The sequence below is a fragment of the Roseivirga spongicola genome (genome assembly GCF_034376045.1).
GTDB classification, from domain to species: Bacteria; Bacteroidota; Bacteroidia; order Cytophagales; family Cyclobacteriaceae; genus Roseivirga; species Roseivirga spongicola.
Map to the genome: position 1 here is coordinate 4,273,135 of NZ_CP139724.1, position 25,493 is coordinate 4,298,627.

General features: G+C 39.7%; 28 protein-coding genes and 1 other RNA gene. 19 read left to right on the forward strand and 10 right to left on the reverse strand.

Translation table 11 applies throughout. The annotated features are described in order from the left end of the window. Positions 1-47: 47 nt before the first annotated feature. The 3 genes from T7867_RS18700 to T7867_RS18710 are packed head-to-tail and all read right to left on the reverse strand — an operon-like array spanning position 48 to position 2,658. A complete protein-coding gene (locus tag T7867_RS18700; RefSeq protein WP_273272485.1) occupies positions 48-677 on the reverse strand; it encodes a response regulator in 630 nt (209 codons plus the stop codon). Beyond that, complete coding sequence (locus tag T7867_RS18705; RefSeq protein WP_322299656.1) at positions 670-2,463, reverse strand: sensor histidine kinase; 1,794 nt, start codon at positions 2,461-2,463, stop codon at positions 670-672. The genes T7867_RS18700 and T7867_RS18705 overlap by 8 nt, the downstream gene beginning before the upstream one ends. Positions 2,464-2,481: 18 nt before the next feature. Next, positions 2,482-2,658 carry a hypothetical protein gene (locus T7867_RS18710; RefSeq protein WP_157717613.1) on the reverse strand — a complete coding sequence of 59 codons (177 nt, stop codon included), beginning with the start codon at positions 2,656-2,658 and terminating at the stop codon, positions 2,482-2,484. A gap of 210 nt (positions 2,659-2,868) precedes the next feature. On the opposite strand from T7867_RS18710, the gene ffs reads away from it, so the two are divergent. Both ffs and T7867_RS18720 read left to right on the forward strand, forming a co-directional pair. Then, an RNA gene (gene ffs / locus T7867_RS18715) (signal recognition particle sRNA small type) lies at positions 2,869-2,956 on the forward strand. 47 nt (positions 2,957-3,003) lie between these two features. Continuing rightward, on the forward strand, positions 3,004-3,810 hold the full coding sequence (locus tag T7867_RS18720) for an MIP/aquaporin family protein (protein WP_322299657.1): 807 nt from the start codon (positions 3,004-3,006) through the stop codon (positions 3,808-3,810). 285 nt (positions 3,811-4,095) lie between these two features. Here T7867_RS18720 and T7867_RS18725 read toward each other — a convergent pair whose 3' ends face one another. Continuing rightward, entirely contained in the window at positions 4,096-4,437 is a 342-nt protein-coding gene (locus tag T7867_RS18725) for a single-stranded DNA-binding protein (protein WP_068220671.1), read from the reverse strand. 182 nt (positions 4,438-4,619) lie between these two features. On the opposite strand from T7867_RS18725, the gene T7867_RS18730 reads away from it, so the two are divergent. The 4 genes from T7867_RS18730 (at position 4,620) to T7867_RS18745 (ending at position 6,742) form a co-directional block, all read left to right on the forward strand. After that, complete coding sequence (locus T7867_RS18730) at positions 4,620-4,982, forward strand: hypothetical protein (protein WP_322299658.1); 363 nt, start codon at positions 4,620-4,622, stop codon at positions 4,980-4,982. Between the two features lie 142 nt (positions 4,983-5,124). Then, complete coding sequence (gene fsa / locus T7867_RS18735) at positions 5,125-5,781, forward strand: fructose-6-phosphate aldolase (RefSeq protein ID WP_068220666.1); 657 nt, start codon at positions 5,125-5,127, stop codon at positions 5,779-5,781. A 52-nt stretch (positions 5,782-5,833) separates the two neighbouring features. Beyond that, complete coding sequence (locus T7867_RS18740) at positions 5,834-6,037, forward strand: fructose-6-phosphate aldolase (protein ID WP_068220854.1); 204 nt, start codon at positions 5,834-5,836, stop codon at positions 6,035-6,037. Then, the gene (locus T7867_RS18745) at positions 6,038-6,742 is read left to right on the forward strand and encodes a cell division ATP-binding protein FtsE (protein WP_273272484.1); all 705 of its coding nucleotides are present in this window, start codon (positions 6,038-6,040) and stop codon (positions 6,740-6,742) included. It abuts the gene before it with no gap. On the opposite strand, the gene T7867_RS18750 is transcribed toward T7867_RS18745, so the two are convergent. From T7867_RS18750 to T7867_RS18765, 4 genes are all read right to left on the reverse strand, one after another. Continuing rightward, positions 6,735-7,289, reverse strand: a complete 555-nt coding sequence (locus T7867_RS18750) for a hypothetical protein (RefSeq protein WP_322299659.1) — start codon at positions 7,287-7,289, stop codon at positions 6,735-6,737. The two genes, T7867_RS18745 and T7867_RS18750, sit on opposite strands and share 8 nt — an antisense overlap. Next, positions 7,279-7,737, reverse strand: coding sequence for an RNA polymerase sigma factor (locus T7867_RS18755; RefSeq protein ID WP_407691165.1), 459 nt, complete (start codon positions 7,735-7,737; stop codon positions 7,279-7,281). Before T7867_RS18755 ends, T7867_RS18750 begins: the two co-directional genes overlap by 11 nt. A 249-nt stretch (positions 7,738-7,986) precedes the next feature. Beyond that, on the reverse strand, positions 7,987-8,676 hold the full coding sequence (locus T7867_RS18760) for a tetratricopeptide repeat protein (protein ID WP_322299661.1): 690 nt from the start codon (positions 8,674-8,676) through the stop codon (positions 7,987-7,989). A 10-nt stretch (positions 8,677-8,686) separates the two neighbouring features. Continuing rightward, entirely contained in the window at positions 8,687-10,111 is a 1,425-nt protein-coding gene (locus T7867_RS18765) for a CCA tRNA nucleotidyltransferase (RefSeq protein WP_322299662.1), read from the reverse strand. Between the two features lie 158 nt (positions 10,112-10,269). Here T7867_RS18765 and T7867_RS18770 point away from each other — a divergent pair, with 158 nt between their 5' ends. The 9 genes from T7867_RS18770 (at position 10,270) to T7867_RS18810 (ending at position 19,953) form a co-directional block, all read left to right on the forward strand. Continuing rightward, the gene (locus T7867_RS18770) at positions 10,270-11,892 is read left to right on the forward strand and encodes a CTP synthase (RefSeq protein WP_068220649.1); all 1,623 of its coding nucleotides are present in this window, start codon (positions 10,270-10,272) and stop codon (positions 11,890-11,892) included. 4 nt (positions 11,893-11,896) lie between these two features. After that, on the forward strand, positions 11,897-13,732 hold the full coding sequence (gene yidC, locus T7867_RS18775) for a membrane protein insertase YidC (RefSeq protein ID WP_068220646.1): 1,836 nt from the start codon (positions 11,897-11,899) through the stop codon (positions 13,730-13,732). Positions 13,733-13,911: 179 nt separating this feature from the next. Next, positions 13,912-14,592: a metal-dependent hydrolase gene (locus T7867_RS18780; protein WP_068220644.1), complete on the forward strand. Its 681-nt coding sequence runs from the start codon at positions 13,912-13,914 to the stop codon at positions 14,590-14,592. Positions 14,593-14,600: 8 nt separating this feature from the next. Next, positions 14,601-15,368, forward strand: a complete 768-nt coding sequence (locus T7867_RS18785; RefSeq protein ID WP_068220641.1) for a ParA family protein — start codon at positions 14,601-14,603, stop codon at positions 15,366-15,368. Positions 15,369-15,370: 2 nt separating this feature from the next. Beyond that, the gene (locus tag T7867_RS18790; RefSeq protein ID WP_068220635.1) at positions 15,371-16,276 is read left to right on the forward strand and encodes a ParB/RepB/Spo0J family partition protein; all 906 of its coding nucleotides are present in this window, start codon (positions 15,371-15,373) and stop codon (positions 16,274-16,276) included. Next, on the forward strand, positions 16,276-16,851 hold the full coding sequence (locus tag T7867_RS18795; protein ID WP_068220632.1) for a DUF5683 domain-containing protein: 576 nt from the start codon (positions 16,276-16,278) through the stop codon (positions 16,849-16,851). Before T7867_RS18790 ends, T7867_RS18795 begins: the two co-directional genes overlap by 1 nt. Continuing rightward, positions 16,848-17,567, forward strand: a complete 720-nt coding sequence (dapB, locus tag T7867_RS18800) for a 4-hydroxy-tetrahydrodipicolinate reductase (protein ID WP_068220628.1) — start codon at positions 16,848-16,850, stop codon at positions 17,565-17,567. Before T7867_RS18795 ends, dapB begins: the two co-directional genes overlap by 4 nt. Positions 17,568-17,675: 108 nt before the next feature. Then, positions 17,676-18,797 (forward strand): 6-bladed beta-propeller, encoded by a 1,122-nt coding sequence (locus T7867_RS18805; protein WP_068220625.1) that lies wholly within the window; start codon positions 17,676-17,678, stop codon positions 18,795-18,797. A 1-nt stretch (position 18,798) separates the two neighbouring features. Next, positions 18,799-19,953 carry a 6-bladed beta-propeller gene (locus T7867_RS18810; RefSeq protein ID WP_068220616.1) on the forward strand — a complete coding sequence of 385 codons (1,155 nt, stop codon included), beginning with the start codon at positions 18,799-18,801 and terminating at the stop codon, positions 19,951-19,953. A 1-nt stretch (position 19,954) separates the two neighbouring features. On the opposite strand, the gene ung is transcribed toward T7867_RS18810, so the two are convergent. Beyond that, positions 19,955-20,617 carry a uracil-DNA glycosylase gene (ung, locus tag T7867_RS18815; protein ID WP_068220612.1) on the reverse strand — a complete coding sequence of 221 codons (663 nt, stop codon included), beginning with the start codon at positions 20,615-20,617 and terminating at the stop codon, positions 19,955-19,957. 213 nt (positions 20,618-20,830) lie between these two features. On the opposite strand from ung, the gene apaG reads away from it, so the two are divergent. Beyond that, positions 20,831-21,220 carry a Co2+/Mg2+ efflux protein ApaG gene (apaG, locus tag T7867_RS18820; RefSeq protein ID WP_394364968.1) on the forward strand — a complete coding sequence of 130 codons (390 nt, stop codon included), beginning with the start codon at positions 20,831-20,833 and terminating at the stop codon, positions 21,218-21,220. Between the two features lie 193 nt (positions 21,221-21,413). After that, positions 21,414-22,184, forward strand: coding sequence for an O-methyltransferase (locus tag T7867_RS18825; protein ID WP_157717612.1), 771 nt, complete (start codon positions 21,414-21,416; stop codon positions 22,182-22,184). Between the two features lie 136 nt (positions 22,185-22,320). Here the strand turns inward: T7867_RS18825 and T7867_RS18830 are convergent, their stop codons facing one another. Continuing rightward, positions 22,321-22,914, reverse strand: a complete 594-nt coding sequence (locus T7867_RS18830) for a methyltransferase domain-containing protein (protein ID WP_068220606.1) — start codon at positions 22,912-22,914, stop codon at positions 22,321-22,323. 94 nt (positions 22,915-23,008) lie between these two features. Here T7867_RS18830 and T7867_RS18835 point away from each other — a divergent pair, with 94 nt between their 5' ends. Next, on the forward strand, positions 23,009-23,923 hold the full coding sequence (locus T7867_RS18835) for a hypothetical protein (RefSeq protein WP_068220602.1): 915 nt from the start codon (positions 23,009-23,011) through the stop codon (positions 23,921-23,923). Positions 23,924-24,087: 164 nt separating this feature from the next. After that, positions 24,088-25,434 carry a DNA recombination protein RmuC gene (locus T7867_RS18840; protein WP_068220600.1) on the forward strand — a complete coding sequence of 449 codons (1,347 nt, stop codon included), beginning with the start codon at positions 24,088-24,090 and terminating at the stop codon, positions 25,432-25,434. The last annotated feature ends 59 nt before the right edge of the window (positions 25,435-25,493 follow it).

Genomic DNA, 25,493 nt, shown 5'->3' on the forward strand with positions numbered 1-25,493 from the left:
CGCTACTCCTATTCTAAATTATCTGACCACAGCGAGTGGTCAGACGATTATAAAAGGTTCTTTTCAAAAGCGAAACGCACTAGGCCAGCAAGGTTCTTTACCCCCAACTTATTGATGATATTCTTTCGGTGTGTATCTACAGTATAAGCACTAATTGAAAGTTTTTCTGCTATTTCATTGGTAGTGTTTTCAAGGGCTATGAGCTTTACTATTTCTACTTCTCGCTTAGTTAATTGCACTTCATCAATTGCCTCTTGAGTTTTATCTAAGCTCTCTTTTAGTGAATCTGTTACGGCTTCTGAATAGAAGGTTCCTCCATTGTTCACTTCAGTAATCGCCAAGATAAGATCCTTCTTACCTGCATTTTTTAACACACAACCCTGAACTCCTTCGGCAATTAGTTCTTTAGTAAACTGAGGGTTGTTGTGCATGGTGAGAACTAGCGTGTTTAGCGTCCTCCCTTTTTCCTTAAGCGCTCGAACCAACTGAATACCGTCCATTTCTGGCATATTGATATCTAAAAGAAGTACATCTGGAGACTCTGTTTCCAACTTTCTAAGCGCCTCTAAACCATTCAGAGCACTGCCAATAATCTTTATTTCTTCAACCTCTGAGAGAATAGAAGAAATACCATCAATCACAACTTGATGATCATCAACTATAAAAATCCTAATCATTTTCTACTGGTATGTTTACTGAAACCGATGTTCCCACGCCTTTTCCTGAGTCTACATGAAAGCTTCCCTGGAGTTTATTTACTCTAACCTTTAGGTTGCTAAGCCCAATTCCGCTAGAGGGTGAAGGCGTTGAAGGGTCGAAGCCTTTGCCATCATCCTCTACAATTAAATTAACTATCTTCTCATCCTTATTTCGGATCAATTGAATAGTAGCCTCTTTAGCATCAGCGTGCTTTAGAATATTGCTGATCAACTCTTGAACTATTCGGTACAGCTGTAACTCTTGCTCACCGTCTAGTGCATTCTCAACATTATGGTGAATTAGGTTGAGTTTAATCTCACCAGACTCATTAATTCGGTCAGTTAAATCCTTTAAAGCTGGTAAAAGTCCAAACTTTGCTAAAACTCCAGAAAGTAGGTTGTGGGAGATGTTTCTAACCTCCCCTGCCGCTAAATCGAGGAGTTCACTAGCGGTAAGAAATTTCTTCTTTTCAGGATTATCTTCTGGCAGTTTCTCTTCTACAGCACTAAAATGGAGTTTTACCATAGAAAGAATTCCCCCTAATCTGTCGTGCAAGTCTATAGCCACACGCTTTCTTTCCTGTTCCTGTCCTTCTAAAACACCCTGAAGTGAAGCGATCTCTTGTTCTTGGAGCAATTCATCTATGCGCTGTTTATTAAGCTCATCGTTTTTAGCTGCAATAGCTTTAATGTTCTTCCTTTTCTGATCTAGCAAGTAAAGCCAAATAAAAAGAATGACCAGAATTGCAGCCGCAACAATAAATGTGACTCTTCTATCCCTCTCTAAAGATAACGCTCTACTTTTCGCTTGTTCTGCTTCTAGCTCTGCCGAAGCTGTTTGATACTGCGCCCTTAACTCTAACACCTTATCGTCATAGTTTCGGGAGTAAATTTCTTCTAATAGAGAATCAACATTTATCCTATAAAGGTTAGAATTCTTCTCATCACCAACATACTGATTGATTCTCGCTAACTTCTCACTTGCCGCCAAAGCAACCTCGGTCATTTCCTTTTCTGTACCGAGAACAAGCGCTTCCGTTAGATATTTCTGAGCACTATCTAGATAACTCAGGTTTGCTTCATACTGAAACAGATAGGTTTCCCCTAAGGCCTTAATATTATCTATTTCATAAGTGGCATAGCCTGCTTGTCTGTATAATTTAATCGTTTGTCTTCGCTCTTCAATAGACTTTAAATACTCCTTCCTAAAATCATAATTGGCCGCGTAATTATTAGCTACTGTAGCCAACATTAAGTAGTTATCTGGTGTGTTTTCTTGATAATATTTTCTTGATTTATCGTAAAAAATGAGAGCCGAATCTAGAAAGGCAAAGGCCTTTATGCTGTCATAATTTTCACTATTTCTATCTAAAGCTGATCCGGCAAGGTTGTCATAAACAATCCCTTTTGCTAAATCTGCACGAGCCACAAAACTCTTATTCCCCCATAGTTCTGCTGTTCTTCTTGCTTTTTGATATACCTCAGAGGCCAAATCCATTTTATTAATTCTATAATGAACACCAGCCATAGTAAAATAGGCGCGAGTTATAAACTCATAATTCGATTCTCTTTCTGCTGCTAGGGCAATATTTTGGGAAATAATAAGTGCCGAATCGTACTTAGCTGCGGTACTATATTCATCCGCTTTCCTTATAAGTCTTAGCCATTCCTCTTCTTGTGCAGTACGTTCATCATCCTGCCAAGCATGTGCATCAACAGAAAACAAAAGCAGCACTAAAAAGAGGAAATAGTTTCTTGAATTCATGGCTCAAAAATAACAGAACTAAGTACCACTGCCAGGAGGAGGGGTATTTGTTTCTACTGCTCCATCTTCATCAGGATCAGGATTTCCTGGGTCGTCTGGATCAACAGGATCATCTGGATTTGGCATTCTACTTACAAAATTGAAATTAAGACTCTTAAAAAGCACTCTTTCTGAAGTGTTGAGTTGTTTTAACATCGGACTGTTGTTTTAGTTAAAGAAATCCTTCAAAGGAGGTTGCCAATCCAAAAGTACCGTCTATGCTCTTTGGTTGAGTATCGTGTGAGGTTTATGACAAAAAAACCTTTATTTCCGATTCATGAAAATACCTAATTCTCGGTATTTTATTCTTTTTTCAATAACCGTTTTCTCATTAATAAATTCTTAATACCTTTGCCCCCCAATGGCAGAGGGATGCGACCAGCTCCTGCTGAACTCCCCCAGGCTGGGAACAGAGCAAGGGTAGGCGGTTGTAGCGGTGCGACATCCTGATGCCTTTTTTTATTCCCCTCTTTATCGTAATATCAAGGTAAACTTTTTCCTATGTCTGTTTACCTAGCTGAGTTTATTGGCACCGCAATTCTCCTTTATTTTGGCAATAGTGTAAATGCAGCCACCACCCTTAATTTCTCTTATGCAAAAGGTTCGGGCTGGATTGTAACCGCTATTGGCTGGGGCCTCTCTGTTACTTTTGGAATTTACGCTGTGGGCAGTATTAGTGGCGCGCACATAAACCCAGCGGTTACCACATCTTTAGCAATAGCCGGTGAATTAGAGTGGACCTTAGTACCAGGATATATTATAGCTCAAGTTTTAGGTGGCATTTTTGGCGCCACACTTACTTGGCTTCAATATTTACCCCACTGGAGAAAAACAGAAGATAAGGCAGCGAAGCTAGGTGTATTCTGTACTGCGGGAGCGGTAGACCAAAAAAGCGCTAACCTAGTGAGTGAAATAATGGGCACTATGATCCTTATGATGGGCTTATTAATGATAGGCGCCAACGAGTTTACTGAGGGCCTCAACCCTCTTGTAGTTGGCGGATTGATTACTTTAATAGGAATGGCTCAGGGAGGAACAACAGGCTACGCCATCAATCCAGCTAGAGATTTTGGCCCTAGACTTGCGCATTTCTTGTTACCAATCAGTGGAAAAGGTAGTTCAAACTGGAGTTATTCGTGGATTCCAATCTTAGGCCCAATCATTGGAGGAGGCTCAGGAGCAGCTCTTTACTACTTAATATTTAAAGATGGCACAAACACTCTAGGTTGGATCGCCATAGCTGGAACACTTTTGGCAATTGCTTATGCTGTAGCCGTTGAACTGAAAGCTGATAGAACAACAGCATAGCACCAACAAATCTCTCGAAAGCCACTTGGAGTATTCCCAAATACTATAGTTATTCCCATAACGGGACTACCCATTCCTTAAAATCGCTGTTTTTGGACAAATTTCGATATGGTAGGTGTTTTGCCTAAGAAATAGGCAAAACACTGATTTGATGAAAACTTATAAGAAAATGACCAGCGTCAATAAAACATTCATACTTGTCTTTGGTATGATGGCCTTATTTATGAGCTACCAAACCATTACCAATCTATTCATTGGATAGACGTCTCTTCCTCATTGAAACAACTATTCCTTTTTGCCCCCAATCATGAGCAACTCATTCAAGTTTATTTCGGTAATGAATCTTCTCTCACCTGAATTAGTTTCATAGCTTCTATGTGTCAATTTCCCTTCTAAGGCCACCTCCTGTCCTTTAGTAAGATACTCTCCGGCAATCTCCCCTACTTTACCCCAAGCCACAATATTATGCCACTGTGTTTCCTCAACTTTGTCTCCACTAGAGTTTCTATAAGAGTCTGAAGTGGCAATAGAAAAGGTAGTTAGTTTCTTTCCACTTGTTAATGTTTTGACTTCAGGATCCTGACCCAATCTTCCAATTAACTGTACGCGGTTTCTTAAATTTTGCATGATTATAAAATTTATATGTTGAAAATTCTTTGCTGTCATTCGGTTATCGAATTGACAATGGCAAAGTAAAAGCAAGCTCAAAAAGAGAGTCGGTTGTTAAACAGTTGTAACCATTTGTAGTCGTTTACAAACGGATAATCCCTGTTTTTCGCTATTTTGAGAGAATTGTTAAAACACACATTATGAAAGAAAGAACTTGTTTAGAATGTGGTGAGCCACTAAAAGGCAGAGCAGACAAGAAGTTTTGTGACGATGCCTGCCGCAATTCCTATAACAATCGGCAAAATTCAGATGCCAACAATTACGTTCGCAATGTGCATTATGTGCTCCGAAAAAACAGGCGGATTCTGGAAGAGCTCAACCCAGAAGGAACCACAAAAGCCCACCGCTCGAAACTGGCAGAGAAAGGCTTTGACTTTGATTACCACACCAGCATGTACACCACCAAAGCAGGAGCGACATATTTATTTTGTTATGAGTACGGATACTTACCCATTGAAGGTGATATGATGGTTTTGGTTAAGAAAAAAGAGTACGAGAATTGAGCTTCAACCATATCTTCTTCTGGAACGAAAAGCTTCATTAGCACTGAAGGCCGGATGGACTATCAGAAACTTTCAATTGCTATTTAACGCTTCTCAAAAAACACTAGCTTTGTAAACAATCATAAACCCAAAAAAATCGAAAATGAAGTTCTTTATTGATACTGCGAATTTAAGTGACATTCAAGAGGCTTACGACCTTGGCGTTTTGGATGGGGTAACTACCAATCCTTCACTTATGGCTAAGGAAGGAATTGCCGGACACGACAAAGTAATGGCACACTATAAGGCAATATGCGACATTGTTGATGACAATGTAAGTGCAGAGGTAATTGCTACCGATTTTGACGGGATAATTAAAGAAGGTAAGGAGTTAGCGAAAATTGACGACAAGATTGTTGTTAAAGTTCCTATGATCAAAGATGGAGTGAAAGCAATTAAGTATTTTACTTCTGAAGGAATTAGAACTAACTGTACCTTGGTATTCTCTTCTGGCCAAGCTTTGCTAGCTGCAAAAGCAGGAGCATCTTACGTATCTCCATTTATTGGAAGACTAGATGACGTTGGAGCAGATGGCCTTCAATTAATTCAAGACATTGTAGACATTTATGACAACTACGGCTACATCACAGAAGTATTAGCTGCATCTGTTAGACATACCATGCACCTTATTCAATGTGCAGAAATTGGTGCCGATGTAGTTACTTGTCCTCTGAATGTAATTACTAGTCTTTTGAATCACCCATTAACAGACAAAGGATTAGCTCAATTCTTGGCAGACCACAAGAAAGCCAATGGATAAAACATTAACTACTGCTCCGGGTTATTCAAATACCCCGGAGCTAACTTCAAAAATGTATATCATCAAGGTTAAAGGCAAGGCCAAAATTCCAGATTACATACAACTGCGCGATGAGAACTTTGTGCTCATTGCCTACTTTAGAGCAGATCGTCCATTAAAAAATCTGGATAAATATGGACTTGATGGCAAGGAATCTGCGTTAAAGCAGTTGATTACCGATTTACCTTTTGGTAAACTTCAAAAACTAGAAATCTAAATGACTTTTTCCGGAGAACCCATTGTACGCATTGTTGACGCCAGTATTTTTCAAGAAGACACTACCGTACTAAATAATATTGACCTTAAAATTGAAAAAGGTGAATTCGTCTATTTGGTGGGCAGAACTGGAAGTGGCAAAAGTTCGCTGTTGAAAACTTTATACTGCGACCTCCCCCTTTATATGGGAAGTATTAGAATTGCAGGTTTCGACATTGAGAGCATTAAGCGAAATCAGATTCCTCTATTAAGAAGAAAGCTAGGCATCATATTTCAGGATTTTCAGCTTCTACCTGACCGAAACGTGGCAGAGAACATATACTTTGTAATGCGTGCTACTGGCTGGAAAGACAAAGCAAAAATGAAAAGTCGTTTAGCGGAAGTATTGATGAGAGTGGGTTTAGGCGCAGTATCTAACAAAATGCCGCATCAGCTATCTGGCGGAGAACAACAAAGAGTTGTAATTGCCAGAGCTCTCATAAACGAACCAAGCCTTTTAATTGCTGACGAACCTACAGGAAATTTGGACCCCGAGGTTTCCGATGGAATCTTTAAAACTTTCTTAGAGATCAATAAAAGTGGAACAGCAGTATTAATGGCCACTCACGACTTCAAGCTGATCGAGAATTACCCAAAGAGAACTTTACGCTGTGAGAACGGAAAGGTAATAGATTCTGCAGCACAAAAAGTAGAGCCTACTATATAGAAGAATCCATTAGTTCTTCTTGCATGCTTTCAGGAAGCTTCTCTCTTTCTATTATCTCTAACTGCCCATCCATCACTCGCAATTTCTGTCGTAATAGATGTATTAACCTTTCCATGACTTGCTCAGAAGGCTGACTTTCTAAGAACAACTCTTTGAGGTCTGCATAAATATCATCGAGCTCCTGCATCTCTACTTTCAGGTTTACCGTGGCCACTTCAGAATCTAACTCTGACTCCAACCTCTCCTTTTTATTAGCAATAAGTGAGGTATAGAAAGTCTCTAACTCCTGAAACTTCTCAACATTAGAAGCTTCTAGGTCATTCGTAGGCTGAACTTCATATCTGTCGACAAGCAAATATCCTACTACCCCTAACAGCAAAAACACGGCTGCTTTCCAATACCAACCTACATTAGGTTTAGAAACAGGCTGAGCTTCAAAATTCAACCGAGACTCAATGCGAGTCCAATTGTCTTCTTTTGGTTCTGAAGCATCAAAAGCCTCTCTGTTCTCTATAATAAATTTCTCTAGTTTATCCTTACCCTGCATATTTCAATTCCTCCTTCAGTATTTCCCTCAACTTCTTTTTCGATCTATTGAACTGAGATTTAGAAGTAGATTCAGTAATATCTAGTATCTGCCCAATCTCTTTATGGTCATATCCCTCTATTAGATAAAGTGTCAGTACCAATCGATACCCCTCTGGCAACTTACTTATACCTTCCTTCACCAAGCCTACATCGTAAGAGAGATTGGCTTCTTCTACGGGTTCTGCTATTGCACTCTCATCTTCTTTACCATCAACAGACTCAAAACTCATTCTCCTTTTTTTGACCGCATTGATAGCATTATTGACCACAATTCTCTTTAACCAACTGCCAAATGAGGCCGAGCCCTTAAAACTAGAGAGGTTCTTAAATGCACTCACAAAAGACTCTTGAAGCACATCTTCAGCATCCATTTCATTACCGGTAATCCTAAGGCACGTGTTATACATTGCTTTAGAATAAAGCTTGTAGATTTCATAATGAGCCGTACGGTCTCCTTGTAGACAGCGGTCAATTATGGGTTGATGAATATTATGGTAACTAGTATTCAAATCTTATAAGATCATGCTAAAGACAACACTCATTTAAGTGGGTTGCATGTAGAAAGATAATTATTAAAAATCAAAGCGAGAACACTCAACTAAAAGGCATAAAAAAAGCACCGTTTCAGGTGCTTTCACTTAGAATCTTATTGAAACCTACTTGAGGCCGTTAAGGCTATTTTGCGCAGCTTCAAATTCAGGGCTTATTTCCAAAGCTTTGGTAAAGTGTCCTCTAGCCTTTTCTTTATTTCCTTGATCTAAAGCAATTAGGCCTTTAAGGTTCTCTACAGCTGCTGAAAACTTTACTTCCTGAGTTGAACCATCTTCTTTAGCCAAACCGATAACCTCATCTGCTGCCACCTTTCCAGTAAGAATACCAAGGTTAGAATTTGCCTGCTCATACCTATCTAGTAAATACTGTAAGTAAGAAACCTGATACAAAATGGTTGAATTATCAGTAGCTAACCACATGGCCTCATACTGCTCAATGGCCTTATCGTAAAGCCTTAAATTTTCATAGCTAACCGCTGCAACCTCTAAGGCAAATAGATTATTTGGATGTAGGTTGATCATATCCATGGCTACCATGGCACTAGAAACGAACTGACCATTTCCGAAGTAAATCTCAGCCAAAGACTTTAAAACAGAGGTATCGCCAGGGTTAAGCAAAGTCATTTCTAACAAGGCCTGCTTACTAACGGTCACATCGTTGTAACGTTGGGCTCGGTTATACAAGGCCATAGCCTTAGCATATTCATTATTTACATAAGCACTATCCTGAGCCATAGCTTCCTGACCTACAAAACCTAGAAACAAAGCCAGAAACAACAGTTTTATCTTTTTCATTTTATGGTTATTAATTCTTAGTATTTTCAACAATTAAGCCCCGCTCCTCACCTAGCTTAAGTAAGAATTTAAAGGCATCCTCATATTCGTTTTGAATTTCACCTTCTAATACCGCCTCTTTCAACGCCTCTTTTAATTCACCAACTTCTTTTCCTGGCTTTAAGCCGAAAGTCTGCATGATGATTTCTCCGGTGATAACTGGCTGGAAGTTACGAATTTTATCCTTCTCCTCTACTTCCCGCATTTTTTCTTCAACCTTATCAAAGTTGTTCAAAAAACGCTGAACCTTTTGATTGTTTTTGGAAGTAATGTCTGCCCTGCAAAGCATCATTAAGTCATCAATATCATCGCCTGCCTCATAAAGCAGCCTGCGAATAGCTGAATCAGTAATTTCATCTTTAACCAATGCTATGGGTCTTAAATGAAGTCGCACTAGCTTTTTCACATAGCGCATTGGCTCGCCCATTGGTAGCTTCATTCTCCTGAAAATACCCGGAACCATTCTGGCTCCTTTGTCTTCATGGCCATGGAATGTCCAGCCTACCTTTTTGTTGAAACGCTTAGTGGCAGGTTTGGCAATATCATGCAATATTGCAGCCCATCTCAGGTATAAATCATCCGTATTTTCACTGATGTTATCTAGCACCTGAAGCGTATGGTAGAAGTTATCCTTATGTGACTTATCTTCTATAGTTTGCACCCCTTGAAGCTCAACCATTTCTGGGAAAATCTCCTTCAAAAGCCCCGTATAGTAAAGGAGCTTAAACCCATAAGAGGGTTTTTCAGACATGATGATCTTATTCAGCTCTACTATAATACGTTCGGCAGAAACTATAGAAATTCGATCTTTCATCTGCTGAATACCTTCAAAGGTATCCCCATCAATATCAAAATTCAGCTGAGAGGCGAAACGAATAGCACGCATCATTCTAAGAGGATCGTCCGAAAAAGTAGTTTCAGGCGCCAATGGAGTTTTAATGATTTTCTCCTTTAGGTCTTCCATTCCATTGAATGGATCTACCAACTCCCCGAAGCGATCTTTATTCAAACAAATAGCAAAAGCATTGATGGTGAAGTCCCTTCTATTCTGATCGTCTTGAAGGCTGCCATCTTCTACAATGGGCTTCCTTGAATTTCTTTGGTACGACTCTTTTCTGGCGCCAACAAATTCTAGTTCCCAGTCATCTTGCTTAATGTTGGCAGTACCGAAGTTCTTAAAGACGTTAAAAGGTAAATTACCTCCCAATTCTTTGTGCACCGCCTTAGCCAACTCAACTCCACTGCCTACACAGACAAAGTCAATATCCTTGCTAGATCTTTCCAACAGAATGTCGCGCACGAAACCTCCAACAACATAGGTTTCGAGGTCAAGCTGGTCGGCTACCTTTCCTACGGTTTTAAATACGGGTTCCGTTAAATGCTTAGATAAATTCATGGTACTTTCTGCCAAAAGGCTGCAAAGTTAGGGCTTTCTTCAGGCCTATTCAAAAAGTAATTTAGGGCATGCCTAGAAAGAATATATTTGTCGGGCAGGTTTAAGCACAAAAGTCTTACCTTTGTATCCCATAAGTTAATTTCTGTTTATCCAAACTTATGGCATCAGCTAAATACATCTTTGTTACCGGTGGGGTAACATCTTCCTTAGGAAAAGGCATCATTGCGGCATCGCTGGCTAATTTATTGCAAGCCAGAGGTTACCGTGTGACCATCCAAAAATTCGACCCGTATCTCAATGTAGATCCTGGAACCTTAAACCCTTATGAGCACGGTGAGTGCTACGTAACGGATGATGGTGCCGAGACCGACCTTGACCTTGGTCATTATGAGAGATTTTTGAATACCCCGACCTCTCAGGCCAACAATGTAACTACAGGTAGAATCTACTATAATGTAATTACCAAAGAAAGAAGAGGCGATTACCTCGGGAAAACTGTTCAGGTAATTCCTCATATTACTGACGAAATAAAGCGCAACTTCTTCAAGCTTGGAGAAACTGGCGACTACGATATTGTTATTACTGAAATTGGTGGTTGTGTAGGCGACATTGAATCGCTTCCATTTATTGAGGCTGTTAGACAGGCCCGATGGGATGTTGGCGAATCTAACTGCATGGTAATTCACCTTACTCTAATTCCTTACCTAAGTGCAGCCAAAGAGCTTAAAACTAAGCCAACACAGCACTCTGTAAAGCAACTCCTTGAAGCAGGTATTCAGCCAGATATATTGGTGTGTAGATCTGAGAAGTCTCTTCCTAATGACATTAGAAAGAAATTGGCACTCTTCTGCAACGTGCAGCTCAATTCTGTTATTGAAGCATTAGACGCAGACACCATTTATGATGTGCCAATGCTTATGAGAAAAGAAAAACTCGATGAGCGTGTACTAGCGAAGTTCAGGCTTCCACACAAAGAACAACCTCAAATAGATGAGTGGAGAAGATTCTTAAGCAAGGTAAAAAACCCAACCAATGAGGTAAATATTGGCCTTGTGGGTAAATACGTGGAGCTACCAGATGCTTATAAATCAATTGCAGAGGCTTTCATCCATGCAGGTGCCCATTTAGAATGTAGAGTGAACGTTCACTGGATATCTTCAGAAACTATCACCTCTAAAACCGTAAATAGAACACTGAAAGACATGGATGGTGTTTTAGTGGCTCCAGGCTTTGGAGAAAGAGGCTTTGAAGGAAAAATTGAGGCCATTCGCTATGTAAGAGAGAACGATATACCTTTCTTTGGCATTTGTTTGGGAATGCAGTGTGCTGTGGTAGAGTTTGCTAGAAATGTATTGGGTCTTGAAGGCGCCACCTCTTCTGAGATGGATAAAGAAACTGCTCATCCGGTTATAGACCTCATGGAAGAGCAGAAGAACATTCAAGATTATGGCGGTACTATGCGACTTGGTGCTTATGACTGTAAGTTGAAAAAGAACTCTAGAAGTTATTCGGCTTATGGTGATACAGAAATTAAAGAAAGACACCGCCATAGATACGAGTTCAACAACAAGTACCTGAAAGATTACGAAGCTGCTGGTATGAAGGCTGCTGGTACAAACCCTGACTCCGGACTTGTAGAAATAATGGAAATTCCGAAACACCCTTATTTTGTAGGTGTTCAGTTCCACCCAGAGTTAAAAAGTACAGTTATGACCCCGCATCCTCTATTCATAAGCTTTATAGATGCGGTAGTTAAATCGAAGAAAAATAAATTGAATTAGAAATATGGACAGAAATCAGGCCATTGGCCTTGTCTTAATTGCCGGAATACTGATAGTATATTCATTGGTATTCAGGCCACCAAGCCCTGAAGAAGCAATTGTTTCAGGAGCTGACACTACGGCTGTAGTTACCCCTGAAGAGAATCAGCAATTGGTTGATAACACTCAGGCAGAAACCACTCAACCAGCCAATCAAGACTCTCTTTTAAACTCTAAGTATGGTGCTTTTGCTTCAGCAATGTCTGGAAACGAAGAGACCTTTACTGTAGAAACCGAGAAAGCTAAGTATAACTTCAGCACTAAGGGTGGAGCTATTAAATCAGTAGAATTAAAGGAATACAAAACTCATTTAAAGGAGCCTCTAATTCTCTTCGATGAATCTAGCAACAGTCAACAATTACAGATTGGTACTACCAATGGCATTGTAGATTTAGCTTCACTAAACTACAAAGCTAATAAAGGGACCCTTAGCATTAGCGAAGGAGATTCTACTACCATAGCTTTTGTGGCCACATTAGCCGATGGCTCTAGTGTTGAACAGTCTTACACCATCTTTAACGATAAGTATGATCTAGACTACAGCATTAAGCTAAACGGACTAGAGAATAAGGTGCTAACCAATGACATGACTATTGTATGGGAAGACAATATGAAGCGCTTTGAGCACAACCTAGAAGATGCTAGAAACAAGACCACTGTTCGTTACTATACTTTAGAAGAAGACTCTGATAACCTAAAGGAAATTGCCAACGATCCGCAATCTGAAACCGTTGGTGAAGGCGTTAAATGGGCATCGTTTTCTCAAAAGTTCTTCAACGCAGGTATTATAGCTGATAAAGGCTTTAGCAGTGCTACTTTCGCCACCATTCCTGTTGCAGATAGCAGCCATGTAGAAATTGGTAAAATGGAACTGATAGTTCCGATGAGCGACCTATATTCTGGCGCTGATTTTACTTATTACTTCGGACCGAACAGCTACAAGGTACTTAAGAAAGTTACTGACGGATACGAGGACAACGTATACATGGGCTACAAGCTAGTGAGCTGGGTAAATAAGCTCATTATTGTTCCATTGTTTAGCTTCTTGGAGCAGCACATTGCCAACTATGGTGTAATCATCATCATTATTGTGTTGATCATTAAGCTAGCGCTATTCCCGCTTTCTAGAAAGTCTTACCTCTCTATGGCGAAAATGAAGGTTTTAAAGCCTGAGTTAGATGCCTTAAAAGAAAAGACTGGTGGAGACATGCAAGCTCAGCAACAAGAGCAAATGAAGCTATACAGAGAGATGGGCGTTAACCCTATCAGTGGTTGTGTACCTCTCCTACTTCAGATGCCTTTCCTTTTTGCCATGTTCTTCTTCTTCCCGAATAGCATTGAGTTAAGAGGAGAATCTTTCTTATGGGCTCACGATCTATCAACTTATGATGTATTGATTAACCTTCCATTCACCATTCCATTCTATGGCTCTCACGTGAGTGGTTTCACTCTATTGATGACGCTTTCAACTTTGGCTATTACCTGGTCTAACAACCAAGTAAGCTCAGTTCAAGGCCCAATGAAGAATATTGGTTATTTCATGCCAGTTATCTTCATGTTTGTGTTGAACAGCTACTCAGCAGGTTTAAGTTTCTACTACTTTGTTTCCAACCTAGTGACTTTCGGTCAGCAAACATTGATTAGAAGGTTTGTTGATGAAGATAAAATCAGAGAGCAACTGATGGAAAACAAAAAGAAAGCTGGCACTAAAGGCAAGTCTAAATTCCAGCAACGATTGGAAGACGCCATGAAGGCCAGCCAAGAGGCTCAACGACAAAAACAGAACAAGAAGAAAAAGTAAATATTAAAGCCCTCAACCGAGGGCTTTTTTATTATAGCTCATTAAGTTGAAGGTTATCAATACCTTATAAAGTTATCAACGATTAAGGTTCTTTTTGTGTTAATAACCTTTGGATTAATCTTTCACCTATTCTTATATATTTGTAGCCTCTAATTAGAAGATCAAAAGTCAGGCGAAATATGAAATTTACTTATTACGGACACTCGGCATTTATGATCGAAACCATGGGCAAGCAATTGCTTTTCGATCCTTTTATTTCTCCGAATGAGCTAGCTAAAGGAGTGAATATCAGCAAAATTAAACCAGACTACATTATTCTGAGTCATGGCCATGGAGACCATGTAGCCGATGTTGAAACCATATATAATCAGTCTAACGCTACGCTTATTTCTACTTTTGAAGTAGTTGGCTGGTTTGGTAATAAGGGCTTAGAAAGAAACCATCCTATGAACCATGGAGGCGCCAATACTTTCGACTTTGGCACATTAAAACTGGTCAATGCTGTTCACTCTAGCTCAATGCCCGATGGCAGTTATGGCGGTAACCCAGCAGGAATTGTCATTAAAAATGAAGAAGGTTGCTTCTATTTTGCTGGCGACACGGCCTTAACCAAAGACATGGAACTGATTGGTGAAGAATTTGATCTCGATTTTTCAATTATGCCCGTTGGAGACAACTTTACTATGGGAGTAGCAGACGCCATGAAAGCCTGCAAAATGGTGCAATGTAATAAGCTAATAGGCGTACATTTCGACACTTTCCCATATGTTGCCATTAACCATGAAGAGGCATATGCAATAGCCAAAGAAAATGGCGTTGACTTAACGTTACCCGAAATAGAAGAAATCCTTTCACTCTAAATTTTTACATGGGCAAGATTATAGCCATAGCAAACCAAAAAGGTGGTGTAGGCAAAACTACAACAGCCATGAACCTAGCAGCCAGTATGGCTGTGTTGGAGTATAAAACGCTAGTGATCGATGCCGATCCACAGGCAAACACAACATCGGGTTTAGGGCATAATCCAAGAGAAATAGAAAAAAGTATTTATGAATGCATGGTGGGCAAAGCCGACATTCGTGAGTGCATTATAGAAAGCGAAGTATCATTTCTACACTTGGTACCCTCTCATATTAACCTAGTAGGTGCAGAAGTAGAGATGGTAAACTTGAGTAACCGCGAAGAAAAAATGCGTGAGGTACTCAAGGAGGTGCAAGATGAGTATGATTTTATACTGATAGACTGCGCCCCTTCTCTAGGTTTAATTACCGTAAATGCCCTAACCGCTTCTAACTCTATAGTAATTCCGGTTCAATGCGAATACTTTGCCTTAGAAGGGCTTGGTAAGCTCTTGAATACAATTACCATTATTCAAAAGCGTTTGAATTCTAAATTAGAAATTGAAGGTATTCTACTCACCATGTACGATGTAAGGCTAAGGCTGTCTAATCAGGTAGTAGAAGAAGTTCAGACACATTTTAAGAATATGGTTTTTGATACCATCATTCCAAGAAATGTAAAATTGAGTGAGTCGCCTAGCTTTGGTGTTCCTGCCATTGTGCACGATGCCGAAAGTAAGGGCTCTTTGGCTTATTTAAGCCTAGCAAAGGAAATAGCAGACAGATATAATAAATAAGAATGGCAGCAGCTAAATCTCCAAAAAGGAAGAATGCATTAGGAAGAGGGCTTGGAGCACTTTTGGAGGATTCTTCAGATAACATTTCATCAGATGTTCAGAGCACAGGTGGCAATATGAATGAGATTCTTTTGAGTCAAATTCAGGTAAACCCATACCAGCCTAGAACGCATTTTGATAGAGAAGCACTTGAAGAGCTAGCTGAAAGTATAAAGGTTCAGGGAATCATTCAGCCTATTACTGTTCGTAAACTGAGTGAAAATGAATACCAGCTCATTTCGGGTGAAAGGCGTTTTCAGGCCTCTAAGATTGCCGGCCTAGAGTCTGTTCCAGCTTATGTAAGAACTGCTGATGACCAGCAAATGCTGGAAATGGCCCTAATAGAAAATATTCAGCGCGAAAACCTGAATGCCATAGAGATTGCCCTCAGCTACCAAAGACTATTAGAAGAGTGTGATCTTAAACAAGACCAGCTCGGAGAGCGTGTTGGCAAAAACAGAACTACAGTCAACAACTACTTGCGTTTGCTTCGCCTGCCGCCAGATATTCAAGCAGGAATTAGAGACCAGCAAATTTCTATGGGTCATGCCAGAGCGCTGATTAACATAGAAGATGTTGCTAAGCAGCTTTATCTGTTTAAAAAGATTGTAGAAGAAGGACTTTCTGTTAGAAAAGTAGAACAGCTGGTACGTGATTTGATGTCGAAAAGCGTTGACGATCCGAAACCAGAGAAGAAAGGCAGCTCACAACATAAGAATTATGAAGTGCAGCAGGTTCAAACAAAACTTTCTTCGCACTTTGGCACAAGGGTGAGTCTAAAGGCTGACAACCAGTTCAGAGGAGAAATAAAAATACCTTTTGTTTCTACCGAAGACCTGAATAGAATTTTAGAAATCATAGACCTATAATGCGTTCTGCGCTCTTTGCTTTTTTATTTCTTGTTTTAGTTTTTTCTGCTAACGCTCAGAACAGAGTAATCGCAGTTCAAGACGATGTAATTCTTGGCGATACTGTTAAAATAAAAAGAAACACTGGCAAGTATTACGACCCTAGAAAAGCAGCCAGAAGATCTGCCATAATTCCTGGTTGGGGACAAATTTATAATGACAGTTGGTGGAAAGTACCAGTGCTCTATGGAGGTTTTGGTGTGGCAGTTTACTTTGTATTCCTGAACGATCAGTACTTCCATGAGTTCAAAACTCTACTGGCACAAGAAAATAGTAAAGCTCCGCAGGACAGGAATGAAAATCTAATTAGGACTTATAGCAGAAAAGCTGATACCTGGCGAAATAACAGAGACTTGGTGGTACTTACCATGGTTGGCATTTACGGTCTCCAGATTATTGATGCCACAGTAGATGCACACCTTAAAGGATTTAATGTAGATGAAGATTTGGCATTGAACCTAAAACCCAAGTTTGGTGTCATTTCTAACGGAACGCCATTTATTGGCTTCAAACTAACCTTACCCATAGGGCAATGAAAATATTACTACTAGGCTACGGCAAAATGGGCCAGCTTATTGATAAACTGGCCACAGCAAAAGGACATGAGATTGTTGGTAAAATCAATATCGACAACCGAAATGAACTTGACCAATTCAACTCATCTAATGTAGATGCTGCCATTGAATTCTCTCAACCAGAAGCTGCGGTGGAGAATATTAAATGGTGCTTGGAAAGACAAATTCCGGTTGCAGTAGGCACCACAGGTTGGTTAGACAAAAGAGCCGAAATCAACAGTTTCTGTAAAGCGAACAACGGCACCTACCTTTTTGCCTCCAATTTTAGTATTGGGGTAAACATCTTCTTTAAGCTGAATGAATATTTGGCTCAAATGATGGCCGATCAGGACTACTCTATAACCACCAAAGAAATTCACCATACATCTAAAAAGGATGCCCCAAGCGGCACTTCCATCACTTTAGCCGAAGGCATTTTAAAGCATGTTACCTCTAAAAAGAGTTGGGTAAATCAGAAAACCGACAATGCTGAAGAACTAGAGATTATCTCCGAAAGAATTGATCCTGCACCAGGAACACACGAAATCACTTACTCCTCTCCTGTCGACACTATTGAAATCTGTCACACAGCGCACTCCCGTGAAGGCTTCGCCAAAGGTGCCATCGCTGTAGCCGAATGGCTCAAAAACCAAAAAGGCGTAAAAACCATGGATGATTTTTTGGAGAGTAGGTTTTAAGCTCAACGGAGTTACTTAACCAACCCTCTCCCTTTCTTAGTTTTACCTTAAGAAAAATTAATTTAATTATATAATATTTTCTGAGTAGTATAGGGTAAACGACACACTTTGAAAGTCTCCCTTTTTCTATTCGCTCTTCTGTTCTGCCATCAACTTTGGCCTCAAACTGACCCTGATTTTGAGCACTACCAAATAGACATTCATGGTGAAAGAACCAACTTGTTCGATATTATTGAACATGTGGAAATCATTCCACTAGAAGAAACTGAAAACTCTTTACTTAAGTTAGCGGACAACTACTTTAAAACCCCTCTTGGGTTTGCTATTCCTCAAACAAAAAAGATATTTCTGTTTCATGAAAATGGCGAATTTCATCGGGTAATTGATAATTCTGGCAATGGTCCAAATGAATACGCCAACATAAGTTCATCTTGGTATAAAGATGGTCATATTGAATTATTCAGTGGCTTATCTCGAAAACTCCAGAAATACACACTAAATGGAGAATTGAAAGAAACTATAACAGCTAAATATTCAAAAAATATTATTGGCGGCTCGATGCATCCGTTTGAAAATGGATATGTATTTCAACCACTAGATCCATCCCCAAATAATAAAGCAGAGCTGTCCCTCGTGTTCACAGATTTAGAGCTAAATCAAATAGGCGATATAGGTCTAAAATCACCACCACACCCCTTTCCTCTTAATTTGGGCAAACGCTTCACCTTACTTAATACCGGTGAGTTAATTTATAGGCGCGTATTATCAGAAGGGGCATTCTTAGTTGACCTAAACCACTTAACCCCCTACCTTAATTTCGATTATGGAAACGACTGGATTTGGAAAAACCCAAAGAACACTAGCTCTATTAAAGTTGCATCAAAAGCCATTTTCGGTGAGAAGGGGTTTTTCGAAGTAATTCCTAACTTTTCAGAATCATTCATAACCTTTACTTTTTATCACTCTAACCGGACTACCACCAAAGGAATTCTCGACAGAAGTACAAAAGAATATTTCAATTTAAGGGTACGAAAGAGTGACAGGTCAGTTTTAGAGATGAATTTCATTAAATGGGAGAACCATCGTCTGGTTGCCTCTATGCATACATCGGAGCTTGAAAACATATTATCTAACCTCAATCCTAATCAATACATCATTAGAGGTAATCTGACCCCGAGTGACTTTAAATACTCTGAAAACCCTGTCTTACTTAAAATCAAATTTAAATAACATGAGGCTAGCACACACACTCTTATTCCTTCTTCTCTCAGTTAGTCTCAAAGGACAAACTCCACCCAAATTTGAGCACTTTAAAATTGATGTTGACGCTCCAAGAATCAGCTTTTTTGATGCCATTGAGCATGTTGAAATTATTCGGTTTGAAGAAACCGACCACTCACTTTTACCAAAAATAGAGTGGTACTTTGAAACACCTCTGGGTATTGCTGTTCCAATTGCAGAAATCAATAAACCGAATTCCATCCCACTATTTGATCCTAAAGGCAACTATCTGGGTGTGATTGAAAAGGAAGGCCCAGGACCGGAAGAATATAAAAACATCACTGACGCATGGTTTCATGAGGGTGTCATAGAGCTTTATAGCAGTTTTTCTCGGAATCTTCAGAGATATACTCCTCAAGGCCAATACATAGAAACAAAACGGTTCAAAGAAAAGGTTTTTGGCAAATCAATGACTCCATATCAAAATGGTTATCTGTTCCATCAAAGAAATTCTGCTCAATTAGGCAAAGAATCATTCTATCATGAATTGGCATTTATGGATAAAAATCTAGGAGTCAAAAAATGGGCTGCACCCAGGTCAAAAATCAACCCCAACCCTTTTAATCTTGGCTGGAACTTTAGCTCTTTGGGAGAAGAAATATTCTACAGGAAACCATTAAGAGACACAGTCTACCAAATTATTGGTCAAAAGCTTTACCCTCGCTTCAAATTTGATTTTGGAGATAAATGGGTATGGAACGAACCTAATAGCACTGAAAACCTGAACAAGGGAATCAAATTGATGCTCGATACAGAAAAGGTAATTGAGGTTCTTTCAACAATAAGTGAACAATATATATTTCTCACCTACATCCACTACGAAGATAGAATTGGAAAATTTTCAAAGGGATACATCAACAGAAAATCAAGCGAGTTCTTTCGTTTCGATTTGCGAAAAAAAGACAAGTCTAACTTCGAATTAGAATTTCTTAAGCGGGACGGAGAACGTTTGGCGGCTTCACTGGCCGCCTACGACTTTGAAGAGTTTATAGAAAACTTAGATGAAGACCAGTGGACAGTAAGAGGCGGCTTTAAACTTAGAGAAATACTGTACTCTGAAAACCCTGTCTTGCTCAAAATCAAATTCAAAGAATCGCTTAGATAGTCTACCAAACAATTTCTCCCACCCCCTTCTCAGCCAAATACTGGTTGGCTTTGCTGAAATGACCATTACCAAAGAAGCCTCTATGTGCAGAAAGCGGACTCGGGTGTGGTGATTTGAGCACTAAATTCTCCTTAGGGTCAACTATGGCAGCTTTCTTTTGGGCATAGCTCCCCCAAAGCATATAGACCAAATTCTTCTTCTGAGAAGCCAAGGCCTGCACCACTGCATCCGTGAATGTCTCCCAGCCTTTCTTCTGGTGAGAACCTGCTTGATGTGCTCTAACAGTAAGTGTTGCATTCAACAGAAGCACCCCTTGTTTTGCCCAACGATCTAACGAGCCATGAGGTGGAATGTCCTTGCCTAAATCGTTCTTTATCTCCTTGAATATATTTACTAATGAAGGAGGAAAAGTAATGCCTTCATGTACCGAAAAACAAAGTCCGTTTGCTTGCCCAGGGCCATGATATGGATCTTGCCCTAGTATCACCACTTTAACCTCATCGAATGGGCATTCATCGAAAGCTCTAAAAATATCTTTCCCTTTCGGAAAAACAGTTTGGCTTGCATATTCGGCTTTTACAAAAGCTATAAGTTCTTGAAAATAAGGCTTTTCAAACTCTTCACTAAGTACATTACTCCAACTCTCCTCAATCTTTATAGCCATCTAAAATTCAATTTTGGTATTAGCAATTTTAAAACGAATCCTTTACTTTGAAACACGATAGTAAGAGATTTGAAAGAGATATTCAATCAAATATGGTTTTCAATTCTTTCCCAACTCTTCCCGAGACATCGAGAGGGTGGAATTGAAAATTCGCTTGCTCCCTTTAGAGTTAGAGGTAACAAGCTATATTCTTACTTGAGAGCTTTATAAGCAATGATTGTAACTGCAACAACAAAAGGCATAAAGGTTTGTGTAGAAACCACCTATCAACCGGAGTACTCCAGTCCTGGGCAGTTGCACTTTGTCTTTACTTACCGCATCACCATAGAAAACAACGGTGACTTTACCATCAAACTTCATCGTAGGCACTGGTTTATTCACGATGCGAACAACACCGTTCGCGAAGTAGAAGGTGAAGGCGTTGTAGGTCAACAGCCAATATTAGAACCTGGTGAAAAACATGAATATGTCTCGGGTTGCAACCTTCGATCTGGCTTTGGCAAAATGTATGGTACCTATTTAATGGAGAAAATAGCTGACGGACGTGAGTTCGAAGTCAAGATTCCTGAATTCAACATGGTGGTTCCATTCTTACTTAATTAAGTTTTCACAGCCTATTAATATTTTCTACCCCTAAATCTCTTGAAGGGGACTTTTGTCATTCAGAAACGGATCTCTTTCGGTCACCCTCCCGATGTCTCGGGAAGTTCAGGGGTCAAAAGTTGATTTATTGAGCGTTTGCTTAATAGCCATTCAGGTGCCAATTCATTAATTTCGAGCTAATTTTTACTCCATTTTGTTTCAGGTTCTAGCATTTCTAAAATATTGGTTGCTTCAGGCAGATGAGCACTCGCTTCATTCTCCGTTTGTTTTTGACCTATACAACAATGTCATTAAAACTGCCTCTCGATCAGTAAATCCGAAAATAGAAGAACTAAGAAATAACTTCTTGACTGACCAAACCCCTATTGAATTAGTCGACTTTGGTGCAGGTTCAAGAGTTAAATCAGGCAATCAACGAACGGTCTCAGAGATCGCAAAAAACTCAAGCACTCCACCTAAATTCTCCGCCTTACTAAAGTCACTTGCCGAACACTTAGAGTTGAAGAATATAGTGGAGCTTGGCACTTCACTAGGTCTGAATACGCTCTATTTAAGTGAAGTGGAAAATTCTAAAATCACAACTTTTGAAGGCGACCCATCCTTATCAACTAAGGCTAGAAAAACCTTTTCAGATTTAGGAAAACACAATATCCGACTAATCGAAGGCGATATTGATAAGACTCTAGCTTCTGAGATTAATTCTATCGACCGAATTGACATGGCATATATTGATGCCAACCACAGATATGAGCCAACTCTACGCTATTACGAAACCATTCTAGTCAAATGTAATGAGAGCAGCCTAATTGTTCTGGACGACATTCATTGGTCGAAAGAAATGAACCAAGCCTGGACTGAGATTAAAAGCCGACCAGAGGTCATTGTTTCTATCGACCTTTTTGAAGGTGGCCTGCTATTTTTCGACCCTAAGCTCACCCGTGGAGATTATGTCCTGAGGTTTTGAAGTTGTGAGGTTGAGAGGTTGAGAAGGGTGACTGCCTTATCCGCATTATCAAGAGTGTGCTAAAAACAACTAACGTTGATATTTTAAGTCCCCTTTAGGGGATCTAAGGGTGTCAAATCACATTGAACCTAGAACTTTAAACTTTGAACATTTTTATGAACAACTCACTCCCTTGCCTTGGAGGAATACTATTATAAGCTGTCTCCATATTGATGTTCTGAAATGATTTCTCAAACAGGTTGAGGTATTCTTCTCTACTTCCTCCAAAAGGTGGCTTATTATCATTTAAAGGAATTTGAAATAGCAGACCAACCAACTTACCTTCAGGTTTTAAGAGTTCAGCAATTTTGTTCAAATAATCGTTCCTCAGCCTTGGTGGTAAAGCACAAAAGAAAGTCTGTTCAATAATAAGATCATATTCTCCCTTATGGTCGAAAAAGTCTGCATGAATTAGTTGAGAAGATGGAAACTCAGGAACCCTTTCTTGCAAGTGCTTCAATGGAGGTTTGGAGATATCGAGCACCCATACATTTTTGAAGCCATTATTCCATAAGTATTCCGCTTCATGGGCATTTCCAGCCCCTGGAATAAGAATCTTAAGTTCTTTATCCTCCAATTGATCGACATATTCCTTAATCGGTGTAGAAACATGGCCAATATCCCAGCCAGTTTCTCCCTTTCCATAACGTTCCGTCCAGTAGTTTTCTTCTAACACTATTTGATCATCCATCCCGCTCAAATTGAATATTTTAAAAAAGTTTAGCTAATTCGCCCAATAATTAACCGCAAGGTCGTTAAAAAGTTGATTCAAATTTAGGGAAAGCATGAGTGAGGCATCATCGGGAAAAAGCAAAAGAGATCAGATTAGAATTATACTAATCGCTGCAATAGCAATTATTGTATTAGGTTCTGCTTACAAAATTTACACTGATCATCAAGCCAAAGAAGCCTTACAAGCTGAATATGATGCAACCAGAACTCAGCTGACAACCAAACTCGACAGTATTTCAGGTCAATTAAGTGACCGTATCTCAGAAATTGCCCGACTAGGAGGAAACATTGACTCTTTAGTTACCCTGAAAGACTCTATCACCTCTGAAAGAGACCAGCTCCAAAGAACTAGAATGGCCAATAAAGCCTTGATTCAGAGACTAGATAGAAAAGTAACTGGCTATGAAGAATTGCTAATTGCTAAAGACGATGAGATTGCCGAACTGAAAGAGCTCAATACGCAACTGTTGGACGAAAACAATACGCTAAAAGAAGAGCAAAACGTTCTGAATAAGACAATCAATGAGGCCGAACAAAAACAAGAGCAACTTCAACAACGCATTAATCTTGCTGCAAAGTTACAGGCTGAAAACATTCAGGTGTTCAATGTAAATAGCAGAGGTAGAGAACGTGAAGGTGACTTTAGACAACGCCAAGCGCAGAAAGTGAAAGTGACTTTCAACCTTGCTGAAAACGAAGTAGCTCCTGCTGGAGGACACAAAATAATGATTCAAGTAGTTGACCCTGCTGGCAATGTAGTGTTCGATGTGGCTCGTGGCTCTGGCTCTTTCAAGATTGATGGTCGCGAGCAATTCTACACCTCTATGCAACAAATTGTGTTCGATAACTCAAAACAAGAACTGAGCTTCGTATACGATAAAGGTTCTGACTTTGAGGTTGGAGATCATAAAATCATTATCTGGGCCGACAACTATGAAATTGGGCAGGCGAGCTTTAATGTGAGGTAAGAAAGACTACAGGTTTCAGAATTCAGATTTCTAGTCTTTTGCTTTAAGGTTGAAGCTTCCAACTTCAAAAAACAATCTTCTTCATTAGTTTGACAATGAACTAGGAGTCGAATGTTTACATTGAGATAAATCTCAATAATATAGATCCCCCTAAACACTAAGCAATGACTGAAGAATTACTGATCGGCCTAATCGTTCTTTCTATTATCAATATAGCCCTGCACTTCAGAAAGAAGTCGGATAAAAGTGGTCAAAATGAAAGACTAAAAAGCATTGAAAACGCCATCATTAAGTTCGATGCATCTCTAGATAAAAATGAGAAGTCCGTTAAAGACGAACTTCAAAGGAATAGGCTCGAAAGTGGTCAGGCCGCTAAAGAAAATAGAGAAGAACTAAGTAGAAATCTTAGGTCGTTTTCCGAAATCAATAGCACCAATAATAAAGAGCTGAATGAGTTGATTCGTCAGAAATTCAGCGATTTCAGCAAGCAACAGACAGAGCTCAATAGACAGTCGACCGAGAGCATAAAGGAAGTCAAAGAAACAATTGAAAAACAGTTAAAAGCCATTCGAGAAGATAATTCACAGCAGTTGACAGAAATGAGGAAAACTGTTGATGAGAAGCTGCAAACCACCCTTGAAAAACGATTGGGAGAATCATTCAAACAGGTAAGTGAACGATTGGAACAAGTTCATAAAGGCTTGGGAGAAATGCAGACATTGGCTACCGGAGTTGGTGATCTAAAAAAGGTACTTTCTAATGTAAAGACTAGAGGTGTTTTGGGAGAATATCAACTTGAGAACATTCTCGAACAGTTGCTCACCATTGACCAGTATGCTAAGAATGTACCAACCAAAAAAGGGAGTCAGGCTCATGTTGAGTTCGCCATCAAATTACCAGGCAAAGAAAGCGATGAAGACGTATGGATGCCAGTGGATTCCAAGTTCCCAATAGAGAACTATCAGTTGCTACTAGACGCCTATGAAGAGGGAGACAAAACCAAAGTTGAGGGATCTCAAAAACTACTTTTAAAATCTGTGGAGAGTTTTGCGAAAGACATAAGCGACAAATATCTAGACCCTCCGCATACCACAGATTTTGCTATTATGTTCTTGCCTGTGGAAAGCCTCTATGCTGAAGTATTGCGCCATCCTGGCTTATTTGAGAAGCTTCAACGTCAGTATAGAATTACCATTACTGGGCCAACCACACTTTCTGCACTACTCAATAGTTTACAGATGGGCTTTCGAACCTTGGCTGTTCAAAAGAGAAGCAGTGAAGTCTGGAAGATTCTAGAGGCGGTTAAAACTGAGTTCAACAAATTCTCTGAGCAACTGGACAAGGTTGATAAGCAGCTCAATACGGCTTCAAAATCTTTGAATGATCTCCGTTTAACCAGAACCAATATGATGAGTAGAAAGCTAAAAGATGTGGGTACTATTGAGGCTATAGAAGCTAGTGAGGTACTGGAACTTCCTTCAACCCAAAACAACTTCGAATCAGAAGAATAAAAACACCTGACCACAAAGGCGGTCAGGTGCTAATTCATATACTATATGTCTCGAATGAC

Excerpts from the sequence above, each read along its gene's own strand:
- T7867_RS18700 (WP_273272485.1), bottom strand. The coding sequence starts at position 677 with ATGATTAGGATTTTTATAGTTGATGATCATCAAGTTGTGATTGATGGT.
- T7867_RS18705 (WP_322299656.1), bottom strand. The coding sequence starts at position 2,463 with ATGAATTCAAGAAACTATTTCCTCTTTTTAGTGCTGCTTTTGTTTTCT.
- T7867_RS18710 (WP_157717613.1), bottom strand. The coding sequence starts at position 2,658 with ATGTTAAAACAACTCAACACTTCAGAAAGAGTGCTTTTTAAGAGTCTT.
- T7867_RS18720 (WP_322299657.1), top strand. The coding sequence starts at position 3,004 with ATGTCTGTTTACCTAGCTGAGTTTATTGGCACCGCAATTCTCCTTTAT.
- T7867_RS18725 (WP_068220671.1), bottom strand. The coding sequence starts at position 4,437 with ATGCAAAATTTAAGAAACCGCGTACAGTTAATTGGAAGATTGGGTCAG.
- T7867_RS18730 (WP_322299658.1), top strand. The coding sequence starts at position 4,620 with ATGAAAGAAAGAACTTGTTTAGAATGTGGTGAGCCACTAAAAGGCAGA.
- fsa (WP_068220666.1), top strand. The coding sequence starts at position 5,125 with ATGAAGTTCTTTATTGATACTGCGAATTTAAGTGACATTCAAGAGGCT.
- T7867_RS18740 (WP_068220854.1), top strand. The coding sequence starts at position 5,834 with ATGTATATCATCAAGGTTAAAGGCAAGGCCAAAATTCCAGATTACATA.
- T7867_RS18745 (WP_273272484.1), top strand. The coding sequence starts at position 6,038 with ATGACTTTTTCCGGAGAACCCATTGTACGCATTGTTGACGCCAGTATT.
- T7867_RS18750 (WP_322299659.1), bottom strand. The coding sequence starts at position 7,289 with ATGCAGGGTAAGGATAAACTAGAGAAATTTATTATAGAGAACAGAGAG.
- T7867_RS18755 (WP_407691165.1), bottom strand. The coding sequence starts at position 7,737 with ATGTATAACACGTGCCTTAGGATTACCGGTAATGAAATGGATGCTGAA.
- T7867_RS18760 (WP_322299661.1), bottom strand. The coding sequence starts at position 8,676 with ATGAAAAAGATAAAACTGTTGTTTCTGGCTTTGTTTCTAGGTTTTGTA.
- T7867_RS18765 (WP_322299662.1), bottom strand. The coding sequence starts at position 10,111 with ATGAATTTATCTAAGCATTTAACGGAACCCGTATTTAAAACCGTAGGA.
- T7867_RS18770 (WP_068220649.1), top strand. The coding sequence starts at position 10,270 with ATGGCATCAGCTAAATACATCTTTGTTACCGGTGGGGTAACATCTTCC.
- yidC (WP_068220646.1), top strand. The coding sequence starts at position 11,897 with ATGGACAGAAATCAGGCCATTGGCCTTGTCTTAATTGCCGGAATACTG.
- T7867_RS18780 (WP_068220644.1), top strand. The coding sequence starts at position 13,912 with ATGAAATTTACTTATTACGGACACTCGGCATTTATGATCGAAACCATG.
- T7867_RS18785 (WP_068220641.1), top strand. The coding sequence starts at position 14,601 with ATGGGCAAGATTATAGCCATAGCAAACCAAAAAGGTGGTGTAGGCAAA.
- T7867_RS18790 (WP_068220635.1), top strand. The coding sequence starts at position 15,371 with ATGGCAGCAGCTAAATCTCCAAAAAGGAAGAATGCATTAGGAAGAGGG.
- T7867_RS18795 (WP_068220632.1), top strand. The coding sequence starts at position 16,276 with ATGCGTTCTGCGCTCTTTGCTTTTTTATTTCTTGTTTTAGTTTTTTCT.
- dapB (WP_068220628.1), top strand. The coding sequence starts at position 16,848 with ATGAAAATATTACTACTAGGCTACGGCAAAATGGGCCAGCTTATTGAT.
- T7867_RS18810 (WP_068220616.1), top strand. The coding sequence starts at position 18,799 with ATGAGGCTAGCACACACACTCTTATTCCTTCTTCTCTCAGTTAGTCTC.
- ung (WP_068220612.1), bottom strand. The coding sequence starts at position 20,617 with ATGGCTATAAAGATTGAGGAGAGTTGGAGTAATGTACTTAGTGAAGAG.
- apaG (WP_394364968.1), top strand. The coding sequence starts at position 20,831 with ATGATTGTAACTGCAACAACAAAAGGCATAAAGGTTTGTGTAGAAACC.
- T7867_RS18830 (WP_068220606.1), bottom strand. The coding sequence starts at position 22,914 with ATGGATGATCAAATAGTGTTAGAAGAAAACTACTGGACGGAACGTTAT.
- T7867_RS18835 (WP_068220602.1), top strand. The coding sequence starts at position 23,009 with ATGAGTGAGGCATCATCGGGAAAAAGCAAAAGAGATCAGATTAGAATT.
- T7867_RS18840 (WP_068220600.1), top strand. The coding sequence starts at position 24,088 with ATGACTGAAGAATTACTGATCGGCCTAATCGTTCTTTCTATTATCAAT.